14 protein-coding genes are annotated in these 17,100 nt (G+C 59.5%); 11 read left to right on the plus strand and 3 right to left on the minus strand.

Annotated features, from left to right (window positions below):
- Nucleotides 1-141: 141 nt before the first annotated feature.
- The 5 genes from K9B32_RS20050 (at nt 142) to K9B32_RS20070 (ending at nt 7,736) form a co-directional block, all read left to right on the plus strand.
- On the plus strand, nt 142-1,494 hold the full coding sequence (locus tag K9B32_RS20050; RefSeq protein WP_007801471.1) for an extracellular solute-binding protein: 1,353 nt from the start codon (nt 142-144) through the stop codon (nt 1,492-1,494).
- A gap of 87 nt (nt 1,495-1,581) precedes the next feature.
- Nucleotides 1,582-2,514, plus strand: a complete 933-nt coding sequence (locus K9B32_RS20055; RefSeq protein WP_224565328.1) for a carbohydrate ABC transporter permease — start codon at nt 1,582-1,584, stop codon at nt 2,512-2,514.
- Entirely contained in the window at nt 2,511-3,353 is an 843-nt protein-coding gene (locus K9B32_RS20060; RefSeq protein WP_224565330.1) for a carbohydrate ABC transporter permease, read from the plus strand. Before K9B32_RS20055 ends, K9B32_RS20060 begins: the two co-directional genes overlap by 4 nt.
- Nucleotides 3,354-3,381: 28 nt before the next feature.
- Nucleotides 3,382-6,405 carry an alpha-mannosidase gene (locus tag K9B32_RS20065; RefSeq protein WP_224565332.1) on the plus strand — a complete coding sequence of 1,008 codons (3,024 nt, stop codon included), beginning with the start codon at nt 3,382-3,384 and terminating at the stop codon, nt 6,403-6,405.
- A 158-nt stretch (nt 6,406-6,563) separates the two neighbouring features.
- Nucleotides 6,564-7,736 carry an ROK family transcriptional regulator gene (locus tag K9B32_RS20070; protein WP_224565413.1) on the plus strand — a complete coding sequence of 391 codons (1,173 nt, stop codon included), beginning with the start codon at nt 6,564-6,566 and terminating at the stop codon, nt 7,734-7,736.
- Between the two features lie 23 nt (nt 7,737-7,759).
- Here the strand turns inward: K9B32_RS20070 and K9B32_RS20075 are convergent, their stop codons facing one another.
- The gene (locus K9B32_RS20075) at nt 7,760-8,833 is read right to left on the minus strand and encodes an ROK family transcriptional regulator (protein WP_224565334.1); all 1,074 of its coding nucleotides are present in this window, start codon (nt 8,831-8,833) and stop codon (nt 7,760-7,762) included.
- A gap of 287 nt (nt 8,834-9,120) precedes the next feature.
- On the opposite strand from K9B32_RS20075, the gene K9B32_RS20080 reads away from it, so the two are divergent.
- From K9B32_RS20080 to K9B32_RS20100, 5 genes are all read left to right on the plus strand, one after another.
- Entirely contained in the window at nt 9,121-10,080 is a 960-nt protein-coding gene (locus tag K9B32_RS20080) for a helix-turn-helix domain-containing protein (protein WP_224565336.1), read from the plus strand.
- A 142-nt stretch (nt 10,081-10,222) separates the two neighbouring features.
- Nucleotides 10,223-11,731 (plus strand): aldehyde dehydrogenase, encoded by a 1,509-nt coding sequence (adh, locus tag K9B32_RS20085; protein WP_224565337.1) that lies wholly within the window; start codon nt 10,223-10,225, stop codon nt 11,729-11,731.
- Nucleotides 11,732-11,801: 70 nt separating this feature from the next.
- Nucleotides 11,802-12,161, plus strand: coding sequence for a DUF779 domain-containing protein (locus K9B32_RS20090; RefSeq protein WP_224565339.1), 360 nt, complete (start codon nt 11,802-11,804; stop codon nt 12,159-12,161).
- A 643-nt stretch (nt 12,162-12,804) separates the two neighbouring features.
- Nucleotides 12,805-13,272, plus strand: a complete 468-nt coding sequence (locus K9B32_RS20095) for an Lrp/AsnC family transcriptional regulator (RefSeq protein WP_007800464.1) — start codon at nt 12,805-12,807, stop codon at nt 13,270-13,272.
- 200 nt (nt 13,273-13,472) lie between these two features.
- The gene (locus K9B32_RS20100; RefSeq protein WP_263491022.1) at nt 13,473-13,958 is read left to right on the plus strand and encodes a hypothetical protein; all 486 of its coding nucleotides are present in this window, start codon (nt 13,473-13,475) and stop codon (nt 13,956-13,958) included.
- Here the strand turns inward: K9B32_RS20100 and K9B32_RS20105 are convergent.
- Nucleotides 13,952-14,605: a response regulator gene (locus K9B32_RS20105; RefSeq protein WP_224565341.1), complete on the minus strand. Its 654-nt coding sequence runs from the start codon at nt 14,603-14,605 to the stop codon at nt 13,952-13,954. The genes K9B32_RS20100 and K9B32_RS20105 overlap by 7 nt on opposite strands.
- Nucleotides 14,602-16,002 carry a sensor histidine kinase gene (locus K9B32_RS20110; RefSeq protein ID WP_224565343.1) on the minus strand — a complete coding sequence of 467 codons (1,401 nt, stop codon included), beginning with the start codon at nt 16,000-16,002 and terminating at the stop codon, nt 14,602-14,604. The genes K9B32_RS20105 and K9B32_RS20110 overlap by 4 nt, the downstream gene beginning before the upstream one ends.
- A gap of 333 nt (nt 16,003-16,335) precedes the next feature.
- Here K9B32_RS20110 and K9B32_RS20115 point away from each other — a divergent pair, with 333 nt between their 5' ends.
- Nucleotides 16,336-17,088, plus strand: coding sequence for a hypothetical protein (locus K9B32_RS20115; RefSeq protein ID WP_224565345.1), 753 nt, complete (start codon nt 16,336-16,338; stop codon nt 17,086-17,088).
- The last annotated feature ends 12 nt before the right edge of the window (nt 17,089-17,100 follow it).

The raw sequence follows: 17,100 nt of genomic DNA on the forward strand, positions 1-17,100 counted from the left end.
AATTACGAGCACTTTTCGATTGGCATAGCGACGTATGCACGTCAGCGTTTAAATTCTTGCGCTATTGCGCGCTGGACGACGCCCACCACCTTGACACCAAAAGAAAGTGACTTAATCTAATCTTCGGATCCGAGATGCTCGATGTGTGGAGGCAACGAGCTCGGCCTGGATCCTGTTCAGGGAGGAAATAGGGTGAGGAAGAAGGCAATTACGCTTGCGCTTGCTGCCAGCACGATTTTCACACTGCCACAGCTCAGCATCGCTCAAGACACCATCACCGGTGATATCGTCGGCAAGCCCGATGCGCCAAACAAGATGGTTTTCCGCATGACAACGGACGGCCCACGCAACAACGAGCCGGCTTATGCTCAGGGCTATAGCAAACTGTTCAACGACTTCATTGCCAAGCGCCCCGATTGGCAGATCGAACTGCAGATGATGTCGGGTGACATCGGGCAGGAGCAGGCGCGCATGCTCGAGCAGGCGAAGTCCGGTTCGGCTCCCGATTGCGCAGCGGTCGATTCCTTCGTGTTGCCACTGTTCAAGAAGGCCGGTGTACTGCAGTCCTTCTCGCCCTACTTCAGCAAGGATGAGATCGCGCAACTCTTCCCATTTATCCGCGATGGCATAACCGGCACCGATGGCAACATCTATGCATGGTGGTGGTCGACGGATCTGCGCGTCCTCTATCGCAACAAGGAAATCGTTCCAGATGCTCCCCAGACTTGGGATGACCTGAAGAAGGCAGCATTGTCGTCTGTCGAACAAGGCATGGAAGGTGTTCTGTTCAATGGCAGCCGCTATGAAGGAACGACCTTCGACTGGCTAGCGAATTTTTGGGCGCAGGGCGGCAAACTGGTTGACGACGAAGGCAAGCCGATATTCGGTGAGGGCGAAAATCGCGAGAAATTCATCAAGGCCGTCAATTATTACCGCGACCTCGTCGAGTCCGGGGCAGCGCCGAAGCGCGTAGCAACAATCGGCAATTACGACGACTTCAATGCGGCCGCGGCAGCCGGCACGACCGCGCTTTTCGTCGGCGGCAACTGGCAGTATGCCCAGTTGAAGACGGCACTTGATCCGGACGAATTTGCGAAGTGGAGCTTCTCGCCGCTTCCAGGACCAACGGCAGATCAGCGCTCGACTGGTACTGGTGGCTGGACCGTCGCCGCGTTCAGCAAGGATCCCGCCAAGGTCAAGGTCTGCGCCGATCTCGCGCGCGAGGTCTACATGGGGCCGGCCAACGCACTGCAGGAGCAGCTTCCCACACGTGCTGATCTCTACGATAAGTACGAGGTGTTTTCGAGCGACGCGAACAAGACATTCGCTGCAGCCTTGAAGGTCGGCCAAGCAAGGCCTGGGGCGCCTGTCTATCCGGAGATCTCGAACCAGATCCAGATCATGATGGGCAAAGTCCTGACCGGTACTCAGGCGACCGAGGCTGCCGTTGACGAGGCCTTCAGTGCTTCCCTCAGCGCCTTCAAGCGGAGCTGAGGGATCGATCGGCGGCGCAAAGTCCCTCCTTTGCGCCGCCGGCTCTGACTGGCGGCATCCTTTAAGGACAATGGACCGGATTGATCGATGATGAATGCTAGCATTGCGGCCGAACGTCCCCAAAGGCTTGGCGCAGGTACCTTGCGCCGGCGCAATCCTTCGCCCCTGCCCTGGCTTGTTCCGCTCATTTTCGTGCTGGGCGTCTTCTACCTCTATCCGCTGCTCGACGTGTTCCGCTTTGCGTTCACGAACATTTCGCTCGTCGGTACGGATGAGCAATATACGCTGCAGACGATCATTCATACGCTATCCAAACCCGAACTTATCCAGATACTATGGGTCACCTTCGTGTTCACGGCGTCCAGTGTCGTCGCGCAACAGGTGCTCGGGTTCTTCATCGCTCAGGTCGTCGTGCGCAGCGAGAACCGGGGCCTGTTTGGATCGACCATCGTGCGAACCACGGCGCTCGTTGCATGGGTCGTGCCCGGCATTGCCGGTGGCATTATCTGGAAGATGCTGTTCAACGAGGCGCCCTTCGGCGGCCTGAACAGCCTGCTACGGATGGTGGGGGCTGCGCCGGTGCAGTGGCTCTCCGATCCCGCCATGGTCATGTGGTCCGTCGTGATCTCCAATGTCTGGCGCGGGACGGCCTTCTCCATGGTTGTCATGTATGCGGCCATCAAAGCGATCGATCCCGAGCTCTACGAGGCTGCCGAGATGGACGGCGCCAATGCACGGCAACGCATGTTCTACATCACCCTGCCGCAACTGCGCACCGCGATCCTGGTCAACATGATCCTCATCACGATCCAGACGCTGAACACCTTCGACGCCATCATCTCGCTGACGGGCGGCGGGCCGGGACGAGCAACTGAAGTGCTTTCGCTCTACACGTTCAATGTCGTGTTCCGAAACTACGACCTTGCGGCCGGCGCTGTGTTGTCGATCCTGATGCTCGTCATCAGTCTCAGCCTGGCGCTTGTTTACGCGCGCTTCCTTCCACGAGGAGAGCCGGTATGAAAACTTCGAGAGAAGACAGGCTCGGCGATCTGTTCAGCTACATTTTTCTGGCTGCTACGTTCCTGTTCTTTGCCTGGCCATTGCTTTGGCTTCTTTCATTGGCGCTCAGGACGCGCAAGGAAGTGTTTCTCGGCGTCAGTCGGTTCATTCCCAAAGCCCCTACCCTGGATAACTTCGCGACTATCCTGTCCTCGGACAAGTTTGCCGGATACCTCTGGAATGCCTTGATCCTGTCGACATCAAGCGCCATCGGCTGCCTGGTGGTGGCACTGCCGGCGGCTTACGCCTTCTCGCGCTTTCCGTTCCGCGGGAAGGGCCCATGGATGATGGTCCTGCTCGCCTTCCAGATGATCTCGCCGCTCGTCATCATGGTGCCGCTTTATCGCTACATGGCGGCCATCGGTCTGACAGACAGCCATTTCGGCGCGGCAATGGTCTATATCGCGCTTGCGGTGCCGATGGTAACCTGGATCTTGAAGGGCTTCGTCGACGGCATTCCTCGCAGCCTCGACGAGGCGGCGTTCATCGATGGGTGCAGCCATTTCGCGGTTTTCTGGCGGATCATATTGCCGCTATCGACTCCCGGTATTGCATCTGCCTTCATCATTACCGTGATTGCTGGCTGGTCGCAGTTCCTCGTACCCTTTCTGCTTATCAGCAAGGAATCTCTGACGCCGATCGGCGTTGGCATTTTCCAATATGCCGGAACGCAGAACGATTCTTCCATTCAACTCCTGGCCGCGGCCTGCCTGGTATCGGTCGTACCGGCGATCGTCGCCTTCCTTTCCCTTCAACGGCTCATCCTCGGCGCGATGACGGCAGGTGCCGTCAAGGGCTGATCTTTGTTTCAAATCGCAGGATATCACTATGACGCTTACGCTGCTCCAACGCCTTGAACGCATCCGTGTCCGTTCCGCGGAACTCGAATACTGGCGCTCGCGTGAAACCGTCCAGATCGACGGCTGGACATTCGGCGGAGAGCCGATTGCCATCGGCGCACCCTGGCCGCGCAGCGACGGTACCGTTCATTTTGCGGCGACTGCCAAACTGCCCGGCCATTGGCCGCTGGAAGACGCTCGTCTTTCGCTCGATCTCGGCGGGGAAAGCCTGCTCACGATCACCGATGAGGCAGGGAACGAAAAGAGGCTTGGCCTCGATCCATATCACCGGGAATTCCTCCTCCCTTCGCGGAATGTCCAGATCGCATCGGAGACGGTGGCTCGCTTGCCGTTCGGGGAGCCGGTGCGCGTTCCGAAGCTGGAGCGCGCAGCGCTGATCTGGCTGGATACGGCAGTCGACAAGCTTTGGCTGCTTCTGCGCCAGATCTGCGAGGCAGTGGATATTCTCGAACAGCATGAGGTGGTTCCGCACTTGCTCGATATCGCCGAGGATACGATGCGTGGATTGGAATGGCCGTCGGCAACCGCAGCCTACGTGGCGCGCACCGCCCCTTCCCCGATGCAGCAAAAGATCTGGCAATTGCCACCGCTGGAAGCGTCACCGGAGGGGCTCAATCAGGCCGAGCGCGCCAGCGTGGTTTTTGCCTACGAGACGCTGCTTGCGCGGCTGAAGAGACTGCGGGAACGGTTCCCGCCGCAGGGCGAGATCGCGCTGACGGGACACGCGCACATCGATCTGGCCTGGCTCTGGCCCTATGGCGAAACGAGGCGGAAGATGCGCCGCACCTTCCATACCGCACTTTCTCTCATGGAACAGTCGTCCGATTTTCGCTTCAATCAGTCGACTGCTCACTACTACGCGCAAATTGCGGAGGACGATCCAACACTTTTGGAGCGCATTATCGAGCGTGCCCGAGAGGGACAGTGGGAGACAGTGGGGGGCATGTGGGTCGAGCCTGATACGAACATGCCGACCGGTGAAAGCCTTAGCCGGCAGATTCTTTACGGACAGCGCTATTTCGAAAAGACGTTCGGTGTTCGCCACAATGTTTGCTGGCTACCGGATTGCTTCGGCTTCTCCGGCGCCCTGCCCCAGCTGCTACGCCAGGGCGGAATGAACAGCTTTTTCACCATCAAGGTCAATTGGTCGGAGACCAATAAATTCCCATCCGATCTCTTCTGGTGGGAGGGCCTGGATGGCAGCCGGGTTCTTACCCATACGTTCGATAACCCAATGCATGGCTATAATGGTTTCGTTCGACCGGATTGCTTTGTGCCAACCTGGCGGAACTTCAAGGACAAGGACAAGCACGACACGACCCTGCTCGCGGTGGGGTATGGGGATGGCGGCGGCGGCGTCACGCCTGAGATGATCGTCCGCGAAGAACAACTGCGGGCATTTCCCACCTTACCGAAGGCGCGGTGGACGAAGGTGCACGACTTCTTCAAAGGCGCGCATGAGCGCGCAACGGAGAAGGATCTGGCAACCTGGCGCGGCGAAATCTATCTTGAGCTGCACCGCGCGACCCTGACCAGCCAGAGCGTCGTAAAGCGACTGCATCGCAAAGCTGAACGCAGCCTCATTACGGCCGAGACGCTGTTTGGACTTGCGCATCTGATGGGAGCCGACCGACCCAAATCGATGGAGCCGGAGTGGCGGGTCGTCTTGAAGAATGAATTCCATGATATCCTGCCGGGCTCGTCCATCGCGGAAGTCTACGTCGATGCCGCCAATGAACTCGAGGCCGTCATCGCCGCGGCGAACACGGCCCAGACCAAGGCGATGGAAGCAATCGCCGGGCAATTGCCGGCTGGCACGGGCGACAACGTACTCGTTGTCAATCCGTCGCTGTCGGCACGTCCGCTGCAGCTGACGCTTCCCGATGGAAAAACGGTCTCCTGCGCGGCGATAATCGCGCCGCTCGGCATTGCTGTCGTCGCCCCCCAGTCGCTGCAGCCCACGCCTGGCCTTTCCGTCAGCAGTGAGCATTTGGAAAATGCCGTTCTGAAGGTCACCTTGGCCAAAAATGGTTCGATCGCCAGCCTTGTTCACAAGGCGACTGGTCGCGAAGCGCTAGAGGGTGGTGGCAATCGCCTCTTCGTCTACCCGGTGGACAAACCGCGCAACTGGGATGCCTGGGACGTCGAGGAAGACTACGCCCAGCGCGCAGAAGAGATCACCGCACTCGATAGCCTCGAGGTGATCGAGAGCGGGCCACACCGGGTGGCGATCAGGATCGTGAGAACGTGGCGGCATTCACGCATCACGCAAGTGTTGTCGCTTGGCGCCAATGCGCGGCGTCTCGATATCGAAACCGAACTCGATTGGCATGATCGCCGCGCGTTTTTGCGCACAGAAACGAGCGTGGCCGTTCGCAATGCTCGGGCAACCTGCGAATGCGCCTATGGCGTGGTCGAACGGCCGACGCACTCCAACACGTCTTGGGATGCCGCCATGTTCGAGGCGCCCGCCCACCGATTTGCCGACCTGTCGGAACCGGGATTTGGCGTCGCCATTCTAAACGACGCGAAATATGGGCACAGCGTTCGGGGAAATGTCCTTGGTCTGTCGCTTCTTCGCTCACCGATCTATCCCGATCCGCTTGCCGACGAAGGAGTGCAGACATTCACCTATGCGCTGATGCCGCACGAAGGGACGTGGTATGACGGCGGGATCCGGGAGGAAGCCGAAGACCTGAACCAACCGCTCTTGGCGGCGCCTGTGGCAGGACGTGCGATCGGCAACTGGCAGCCGCTCGGGGCAACCGGCATCGATGCGGCACTCTCGGCCGTGAAGGCCGCCGAAGAAGGCGACGGGCTGATCGTGCGCGTCTACGAACCGGCGGGTCGGCGCGGCGCATTTGAGCTGAAGCTCCCGTCCAACTGGCGCAACCAGGGAGCGGTCAGCATCCTGGAAGAGCCGATGGCTGAAACGCCCGCCACGGGGTTGAAACCCTTTGAGGTCAAAAGCTGGAGAATTTCAAAGGCTTGAATCAAGGGATGATGAGAAAGGGGCCGGCAATGGCCCCTTTTCCTGTTGGAGCCGATCACATAGTGTCGCTTGAGACTGGGTTGGGCGATGCAGAAGGGAGATTGAAGGTGTTGGTGTCGGGCTCGAACACGGAGCAGGCTGCAGCCGCGAACCGGGCCATGATCCTTTCCGCGATCCATCGTGGTGGTCCGATCTCACGCACGGAACTGGCCGAGCAGTCCAGGTTGACCAAACAGGCCGTGACGCGAATTGTCGAGCGGCTGCTCGATGAAGGCCTGATTATGGAGGCGCGGCGGCGACACGGTTTAAGGGGGCAGCCGGCCATTGAATTGGAGATCGATCCGGACGGCGTCTTCTCGATCGGGGCGAACATCGATCGCGACCATCTGACGATCGTTGCTGTGGATGCCGTCGGCACTGTACGTGGGCGCATCCACCACGAGCGTCGCTTTCTGTTGCCAGACGACTTCGTCGCGCTCGTGGGCGACGCACTCTCGTCCTTTCGTCGTCGCAAGATCATTCAGGAAAGCCGGCTCGCAGGCATTGGTCTCGCCATCCCCGACTGGCTTGGCGAGGTGCCGGTGATCGGATTTCCCACGGAGTATCGGCGTTGGAATGGCTATGACGTACGCGGCGCTTTGGAGGCACTTTCCGATCATCCCGTCTTCATCGACAACGATGCCAATGCTGCTGCGCTCGGCGAGATCGAATATGGCCTTGGCACTGAAATCGACAGTTTCTTCTACATTTTGGCGAATGCCTGCCTTGGCGGCAGCCTGGTGATCGACGGTGTTCGCCACAAGGGAGCCAGTGGTATCGGGGGAGAAATCGGCTGGCTGCCTGTTGTCTTTGATGAGGGACCCTATGCCGGCAGCACCCAACCGCTCGGCGAGATGTTTTCGCTCTTCATCCTGCTTGATTATCTACAGCGAAATGGGGTTAAGGCGAGGACGCCCTCCGATCTCCTGGAGCTTGATGAGACCGGCCGCAATCTCATAAGCGCATGGTTGCGCAAGGTGAGCGTCAAGATTGCACAAGCGGTGGTCAACATAGGAATGATCGTCGACCCTGAGGGGGTACTTATAGGTGGCCGTTTTCCGGTTCGCCTGATCGACGAACTCCTCCTTTATGTGCACGAAGAAATTGCCCGCATCGGTGCGCAGGCGCCGTCGCTACACAGGGCGGCAGGATCGGAAGATGCGGCCGCACTTGGCGCCGCCGCAATTGCGCTCGCGCACCGGCTCGGGCTTCCCTCCGCCGAACCGGCACAACGGGTTCGCAACCCGCTCGGCGGACATCCGGCCCAGACGTCGACCTTGGCACCGGCGTAGGGCGGCAGGACTGTCGTTGAGGCTTATGCTCGTGTGTCCGGTAGCGCCATCGCGTCCAGGGGGCGCAAGGCCGCGCCGAGCGCAACACCTGCCCAGGGAAACGTCGCGCGTCTGATCTGTTGGATCCATGGCGCAATGACCAGGTCGCGGATCTTGTCGTCGCGTTCCTGCGACATGCGCTCGACCACGGCATCCAAGACGTTGTTGGGCAAGGCGCCACCAAGGAGGATGGCACCTGGCGCTATAAAGCCTGAAACGGCGAGCACCGCCTCGTGCAGATGGCGGGCGGCGGTCGCGAGCCAGCTGTCCTCGTCGGCTGAGCCAGCTTCCAGGGACGGCAACGTTGCAACATCGTTCAGACTGGCTCCGTCGATCCCGGAGCGCATGTCGCCGATATGTCCGGCGCGTCCATGGATGCCCCGGAACACCCTGCCCCCTATCAGGAGACCTGCACGAACCGTGTAATCGGTAAGGATCATGACCATCCCGCCCTCGGGGTCTCCGATACCCAGCGCGCGTTCGGCTTCGATTGCTGCCTCGGTGTCATCGAGGAAGAAAAGCGCCTCGCTCTGTCCGGCCAGAACGGTTTCTATCTCTTGGCGAGCCAAGAAGGTGTCGGGCGAAGTTGCGACACCGCAGCCGACAAGCTTGGAAGGACCAGCGGTTCGGCGAAGATCGGCGACCGCAGCGATAAGATCGTCGCGCGTCGCGAAAGCTTCCTGGCGAACGACCTTGCCTGCGAAATCCACCAAGGCGACATCACCATTGAGCTTGCCGATACGGACGCCGAGAGAGTAGCGAGCTTCGGCACGCAATCCGAATTCGGCGGCAGTGTAGTGTGCGGTCGTGGAGCGCTTGCGTTCGGTGACGAGTCCCGCCAGCGCAAGACGGCGGACAATTCCGGTGATGGCCGGCTCTGTTAGGCCAAGCTCCCTGGAAAGCTCCTGACGTGTCAGCGCACCACGGCGCCGTAGCAACCTCAGGGTCGTTCGTGAATTGTGCTCGGCGATATCGACCGGACTGATGCCGGGACGATCATCGTGTCGGGACCGCTGCCTGGCTACGCCGGAGATCGAATGGCGTCGAAGTGTTTTCAAGCAAGCGATATCCCATATGCTGCAGCTACGCTGGCGATAGATCACGCGCAACCGATAAACCTATCGCGCAATTTTCCAACTGCATCAAGAACCTGGCGCCTGGCAGACCGGAATTTGGCGCCAACGGCACTCAGGCGCTCGCATCGGGTGCGTGATCGCTGTCTGTCGCAATACTGCGACAGTTGGCGCCCTGCAATCTTGGCTATCACCTCCTGCCTCCCCGAGCCTGGAATTGCCAAAGCGACGCCTTTGCGCCAAATTGGTCTCACAATTGGTTGGAGGAGCCAATGGGTGAACTCGCGGCGCATGCGGAGCACGTCTACACGTGTACCCAAAGGGATTCGGCGGTAGCCAACTCATCCATCGTCGCGTCCTGGCGGCGGTGCATTGCCATGCACAGGCTCGCCCCGGAGCAAATGCGCGCGCCGCTTCGGCTTTCCGAACAGGAGCTGAAAAAGGCTCGGGAAGCCTCCGGGAAACTCATTGCCGACGCGTCGGCCGAACTCGATCGTTTGTTTGCGACGGTGGGCAAGAGCGGTTGTTGCCTCATATTGACCGATCACAACGGCGTGGCGCTCGAACGCCGCGGTGTGGCTGGCGATGATAGGCATTTTCATGAATTGGGCCTGTGGACCGGCTCCGTTTGGACCGAAGCGAGCATTGGCACGAACGGCATCGGGACTGCGATTGCCGACGAGCGTTCGGTGACCATCTTGCGAGATCAGCATTTCTTTAGTTCGAATATCAATCTGAGTTGCACAACGGCGCCGATCAGGGATCATCGTGGCCAACTGGCCGCCGCGCTCGACATATCGACGTGTCGCGACGAGGTGAACGAGGTTACGTTGGGTATCCTCGGTCAGATGGTTCGTGACGCGGCCCTGCGCATTGAAATCAATCTCTTCAGAAGCGCCTTTGCCGGATCCCGCTTCGTCATGGTGCCTGCGGCGAGCAACCCAACGGCAGCGCTGCTCGCTGTCGACCGACATGACCTCGTCCTCGGCGCTACCCGCGCCGCACGACTGGCCTTGCAGCTTGATGATCGGCGAATTTCGGCGGGGCTGCCCGCCGCCGATGCCCTTCAAGAGCAGAGCATTGCCGCGGACGAGGATCTTGTTGAGGCAGAACGGGCAGCCTTGGTGCGAGCCCTTTCCCGCTCAAGCGGAAATGTGTCTCAGGCTGCCGTTGCGCTCGGCATGAGCCGGGCAACGCTGCACCGGAAGATCAAGCGGCTCAATCTGCATTGACAGCCTTGGCGCTGGCCTGTCGCACGGGTGCGACACTGTGCACTGCGGTATTCTCCAGGGTAACTTTCTCCCGTTGTAAAACTCGCGCAGTTTCCTCTCACCGGTTCGCTCCGAACCTGGCCCTTTCAAGGAGGAGGATCAAATGCTGCATCAGAAGATCGTCGAGTCGCCGTTCAAGACGAGATATGGCAACTTCATCGGCGGAGAATGGCGCGAGCCGATCGAGGGGCGCTACTTCGACAACATCACGCCCGTTACCGGAGGAAAGCTTTGTGAGGTGGCCCGCTCCAGTGAACTGGATGTCAATGCTGCACTTGATGCTGCACACGCCGCCAGGGAGAAATGGGGCAGGACGTCGGTCGCCGAGCGGTCCAATATTCTGATGAAGATCGCCCAGCGCATGGAGGATAAGCTAGAGCTCCTCGCGCAAGCCGAAACATGGGACAACGGCAAGCCGATCCGCGAGACGATGGCTGCCGACATTCCTCTGGCGATCGACCATTTCCGCTACTTCGCCTCCTGCATTCGCGCGCAGGAAGGTTCGATCGGCGAGATTGACCACGATACCGTAGCTTATCACTTCCACGAGCCGCTCGGTGTCGTCGGCCAGATCATCCCCTGGAACTTCCCGATCCTGATGGCGGCATGGAAGCTAGCTCCCGCACTGGCCGCCGGCAATTGCGTCGTGATCAAGCCGGCGGAGCAGACCCCGGCGTCATTGCTGGTCTGGGCTGAACTCGTCGGTGATCTGTTGCCGCCGGGTGTCCTCAATATCGTCAACGGTTTCGGTCTTGAAGCCGGCAAACCCCTGGCGTCCAGCCCGCGGATCGCCAAGATTGCCTTCACTGGCGAAACGACGACCGGTCGTTTGATCATGCAGTATGCCAGCCAGAACCTCATTCCGGTGACGCTTGAACTCGGCGGCAAGTCACCGAACATCTTCTTTGCTGACGTCATGACCGAGGATGACGACTTCCTGGACAAGGCGCTGGAAGGCTTCGCCATGTTTGCGCTGAACCAGGGCGAGGTCTGCACATGCCCCAGCCGTGCACTTATCCAGGAATCGATCTACGACCGGTTCATGGAAAGGGCGGTCAAGCGCGTCGAAGCCATCAAGCAAGGCAATCCTCTCGACGCAGCAACGATGATTGGCGCTCAGGCATCGAACGAGCAGCTGGAGAAGATCCTCGCCTATCTCGACATCGGCAAGCAGGAGGGCGCTGAAGTGCTGGCGGGCGGCACACGCAATGATCTCGGCGGCGAGCTCGCCAACGGCTACTACGTCAAGCCAACGATCTTCAAGGGCCACAACAAGATGCGGATCTTCCAGGAAGAGATCTTCGGGCCGGTCGTGTCCGTAGCCACCTTCAAGGATGAAAAGGAAGCACTCGAGATCGCCAACGACACGCTCTACGGTCTCGGCGCCGGCGTCTGGAGCCGCGACGCCAACCGCTGCTACCACTTCGGTCGCGACATCCAGGCCGGTCGTGTATGGACGAATTGCTACCATGCCTATCCGGCGCATGCAGCCTTTGGCGGCTACAAGCAGTCGGGCATCGGTCGTGAAACCCACAAGATGATGCTCGACCATTATCAGCAGACCAAAAACATGCTCGTGAGCTACAGCCCAAAGGCCCTCGGCTTCTTCTGAGAGCGGTCGTTTGCGCGCGGTCAACGGTTCGCTCCCATAACGGGAGCGGGCCGCTTCAGGAGAGATGGTGATGGAAACAACGAATAATGACCAGCCCCGCGTGACCGCAACAGACAGTGCGATCGCACTCATCGAGGAGATCAGGAAAGATCATCTGGACATTCTCTTTCATCAATCCGGCGGCTGTTGCGACGGCTCATCGCCGATGTGCTATCCGGCTGATGATTTCGTTGTCGGCGACCACGACGTCAAGCTCGGCGAGATCGCAGGCGTCCCTGTCTATATCAGCGCCAGTCAATTCGAGGCCTGGAAGCACACACAACTGATCATCGACGTGGTGCCGGGGCGCGGCGGCATGTTCTCGCTCGAAAACGGCCGAGAGAAACGCTTCCTTACCCGTTCCCGCATGCTTGCGTCGGGCCGTGACTAAGAGGATTGGCCGACACGTCGGGCGAGGCAAAAAGGCAGCAGACAACCGAAGCCGGCCTGTGCAACGCGGGCTAAGCGACGGATGTTATAAAAAGTTTGGGTTCCGACTTGATATTTGGCGGCAACGATGCCATCTAGCGCTCACCACCCGTATCGATAGCCTGCAGACATGTCCTCCGGATGTGTCGCGTTCGCTGTCCGGGAAAGAAAAGGCGCTCCCCGAAAGGGTTGAGCGCCTTTTTCTCTTTGACAACTGCTATTGCGCGCCCGAAACAGCGTATGATGCGGCACGAGGAGAAACTGCAGGTGAACGATAACGTCATTCAATTCCGACGTCGCAAGCCGCCGCGGCCGCCGCGGCCAGGCCTTCGCAAGCTCGCGCTTGCAGTGGCGATTCTTGCGTTGTTCCTAGCGGCATGGGGTTATTTTGCCTTTTTCAGCGCGCCGGCCTGACATCTGTTCCTCCGGCGCATGACCCGCGGCAAGTCCAGCGCGTTCTGATAAAGCTCCCCCATTCAGACTTTCATCTCCGGCAAACCGCGCTACTTTGAACGGAACGCCATGCAAAACCCGTGCTGACTGCATCGTTTCACCGGAAGTGTCGCAGCATGAGAAATGTACGTGTCGCGAAATGAGAGATTCCGATGAAAATGCCCGAAATCGACAATGTCGACCGAAAGATTCTCAGACTGCTTCAAAGTGAGGGCAGTCTCAGTCACGCCGCTTTGGCCGAGCGGGTCGGGGCATCGAGCGCCTCATGCTGGCGGCGCATCAAGGCGCTAGAGGCAGCTGGCATGCTTGGGCCGACTGTACGGCTAGTCAGCCCCGAGGCCGTTGGTCGTGGTCTGACCGTGTTTTGCCAAGTGCGGATGAAGGCACATGATCCGGTCGCGAGAAGTGAGTTCGAGCGCTTCGTGGAAAGTCACGAGGAGGTGCTCGAATGCTATTCGATGTCGGGCGATTGGGACTATCTGCTGCGGGTCGCCGTCGCCGATGTTCAGGACTATGAACGCCTGCTTATGCAAGGGATTCTGACGCACCACGCAGTGTCGACATCCTCGTCGCATTTCGCCTTGAAGCGGGTCAAGTACTCGACGTCGGTGCCGGTGTGAGCGGCGTATCTTACCAGGCGTCGATGTCTTCGGTTACCTCAGTCCGTGTTTCCTGCACGGAAATCCCCGGACCTTGGTCCTAGGCTGGCCGGACAAACGTCCTGCCGCCATCGAGGAAAGGTCTGAAAGTGGCGATTGCGAATTGACGATCCGGTTGAGCCATGGGCAAATTCCAGGCAGGAATCTTGGAATGCACGGGAATGACGATACTCGCACGTCGAAAATTTGTTGCGGCCCTGTGCTGCACATCAATCGCGCTATCGCTGGTGGCGATGCCGTACAAGATCGTGGTCTCAGGCGCCTCGCTTAAGCTTGATCTCCAGACTGCCGAGGCCGCCAAAGGCGGGAACGGCAATGGTGGCGGCAACGGCAATGGAAACGGCGGAGGCAATAGTGGTGGCGGCAATGGCAATGGCAACGGTGGAGGAAGCAGCAACAGTGGAGGAAATGCCAACGGCAACGGGAATAGCGGTGGCAGATCGAGCAGCGGCACCACAACCGGCAGTGGCTCGACGACTGATGCCGACGATAAAGACAGCTCAGCGATGGAAGTTCGTCACCGGGATGGCATGAGCGAAGTCATAAGGAACGGCCGTTACATCATGAAAGACGCCAGGGGGCGCACGATTGTCAACCGGCGCGCGACCTCAGCGGATGAAACGCGCCTCGAATCCTTTTCTCATTGATCCGCGCGCCCGTCGATGGCATCTCGCAGTGCCATCGCCGCTTCCGTTCGGTTGGCGACACCAAGCTTGGCCATGATCTGCGTCATGTGATGTTTTATGGTCTTTTCGTGAAGATCGAGCTTGCGTGCGACATGCTTGTTGCTCAAACCGGACGCGACGAGTTGCAGGACCTGTTGTTCACGCGGGGTCAGTGCTACAATAGCCGAGGCTCGCCTCGGAGCGGTCGAAGAGCGACTGGAAAGTAGCCGTGCTGACAGCGCCGGGGCGACATAGCTTTCGCCGGCCGCCACGCTACGGATGATTTCGGCAAGTGCCCTGGAGCCGACGCCCTTCAACACGTACCCTTTCGCACCGCTGTTCAATGCAGCCGTAACGTCGTCGCTGGACTCGGAAACCGTGAGCATGACAATCTTCTGCGAGGGTTGTGTTTTCAGAATTGGAGCGATCGCGTTCAAACCGCCGCCAGGCATGGAAATGTCCATAAGCAGGACATCCGGCTGCAGATTCTCAGCCACGTTGATCGCATCGTCCTTCGTGCTTCCTTCCGCGACGATTTGAAATCCGTCGATCTCCGAAAGGCTGCGAGTTACCCCCTCCCTGAATAACGGGTGGTCATCGATCACCGCGACGCGAATTGCTGTTGTCATGTCTGGGTAATCTCCTCGTTGCTGAGCGACATGCTGACAATGGTGCCTTGTGCGGACGATTGGAGATGGAAGGTCCCCCCAAGGCTCTCGATCCGCTCTCTGAGACCCGCAAGGCCGAGGCTGGTGGGGCCCACGTCATCGGGATTAAAACCGGAACCGCCGTCAGAAACCTCAATGCTGATGCGGTCACCTTCCATGCGATGCACCACGCGTTGTTCTATGCCGCCGCCGTGGCGGTAGCCGTTGTTCAACCCTTCCTGCACGAAGCGGTAGATACAGATCTTTGCGGAGGGCGAGAGATGCTCGGGCGCTTCTGCTATCGACAAATCAACGCGTGATCCGGTTCGCTGTTCATGTGCACGGACGCCGCGCTCCAATATCTCTGGCAGGCTCGCTGCCTCGATCTGCGGCAACACGAGGCCGTTGCAGATCGTCCTGATCTCATGCATGGCCTCGTCGAGGCTTGCCTTGATGGCTGCAAGTTCGCGTTCGCGTAGCGTCGCGGGCGTCGCAGGATCGACCAGCATATTGCTGTCCAGGCGTAACGAAGCAAACGCGACGAGCTGCGCCGGTCCGTCATGAAGGTCGGCGCCAATGCGCCGCAGGTGGCTCTCGTTGAGCGCCGTGGCGCGGCGAGACGCGCGCTGGACGCGCGCCCGCAGCGCCTGATTCTGCGACAATAGCGCGGAAAGATCATCAATGCGGCGTCTCAGGGCGCGCCGCTGCTCTTCGATGGTCCTGCTGCCTCTCAAGACGATGGCCGACAGAACGATGAAAAAGGCGAGCGTGAATGCCGCGACGGCCATCCAGCTATGCAAGCGCGCCTGATAAAGGCTGCGCTGGAAATCGTTGGCTACTTCATAGAACTCGGAGACGGCGACGACCTGCCCCGACCATGGCTGCAGAACAGGATTGTAGATTTCAAGCAGAGGCTTGTCGCTGGCCCGCTCTGCCTGATCCTCCGGGTCTTCCAGGCGATCGAATTGGGCGACCATCTTGCCGGAGAAAGCCGTCCTGAGATCGTCGCTTAGTTCGAAGCGCTTTCCTTGCATGCTTTTGTCGTTGGAGTAAAGAACGGTGCCGTCCGCGCGCCAAAGCCTAAACGACATCAGGCGGTTTCCAAGTGCGCCCTGCCCGAGGGTCTCGTCGAGTGCGCGGGAGACAGTATCCTCAAGCTCCTGGCCCGCGAGCATGTCAGGCAGGAGGGGCGCGATCACGCTGTCGACATAGAGGGCGGTCGATGCCGCGGAATTACGGGTGACCGCGTCTTCGATTAGACTGCTCACGAACGCGCCGACGAAAGCCATCGCCACCAGCGATACGACACCTCCAGTGAGCAGAAACTGCTTGGTAAGCGATTGCGAATTCCATCGTCTTATGAGTTCACGGGGCCGCACGAGATATCTCGGATCGACCGCCCAGCGGCGGCTCTTCAGTTCATTGAAATTGCAGAATTACCGCCTTCCTCCGAGGGGTCAAACAATATCGCGTCACAGCGAGTGGTTTTCAGACCTTTGGTCTGTGCCGGATCAGACCTAGGTCCTAGCTGGCTGAGCAATGGTCTGAGCGCCGTGGAACTGATGCCGGACGCAAGCTAACGTCAATGTTGATTTGGAACGCGGGTGACCGCGCCAGGCCGGAAAGCTGGCTTCGAGCCGCCCCGCTCTCAGTCATGCTTTCCGGCCGAAAGAACAACGCATTGCGCAGTGGCATTGAGCCAGGAGGTCAATATGAGCATTTCCACTATTCTTGGACGCGGCGCTATTGCGCTAACAATTGCAGTTGCGCCGTTGGCCGGCGCCGCAATGGGCTTGCCCAATATCGCCTATGCGAAGGGAGGTAACGGCAACGGCAATTCCGGGGGCGGGGGCGGGGGCGGGGGCGGCAACGGAAACGGGAATGGAGGCGGCAACGGCAGCGGCTCAAGCCATGCCGGCGGCAACTCCAATCACGGAAAATCGAACGCTGCTGGTACCCATGGAAAGAGCAAGGACCGCGACAGCAGCGAGCGCCCCACGTTGAGGTCGTTGTTCACGCATGAGAAGAAGTCTGGACCAGCAACAAAGGCCAAGGTCGCGACGACCAGTGCGAAAGCTGCGAAGTCCGATTTTGCCGGAATGAGTTCGCTGAACAGAAACTACCACGCCTACATGCATTCCAACGATCCGCGAATGGCGGCGGTTTCGGCCTATGTGATGGCCTACGCCGAGTTCGAGGCCGAGAACGGGCCCGACGCCATTCCTACAGACCCGGCTCTTAGCGACGAAGCGCTGCGCGACGCGCTTTCGGGCTTCACCAAGGATGGCGTTGTGACGGATGGAGCTCTTGCACGCGCGAAGGACATCTTGGGTGTCGGCCCGGCCGTCGGCAAGATTGATCAGATTAGAGATACTCTTCCCGTGGAAGAACCTGTGTCCGATCCCGATGCCAGCGAGCCGGTTGAAGACGAGGCGCCAGCGGCCGTGATCGTCGTGCGGCCCTGAGGCTTACGAAAT

The sequence above is a fragment of the Rhizobium sp. 3T7 genome (genome assembly GCF_020166565.1).
In the GTDB taxonomy this organism is placed as follows: domain Bacteria; phylum Pseudomonadota; class Alphaproteobacteria; order Rhizobiales; family Rhizobiaceae; genus Rhizobium.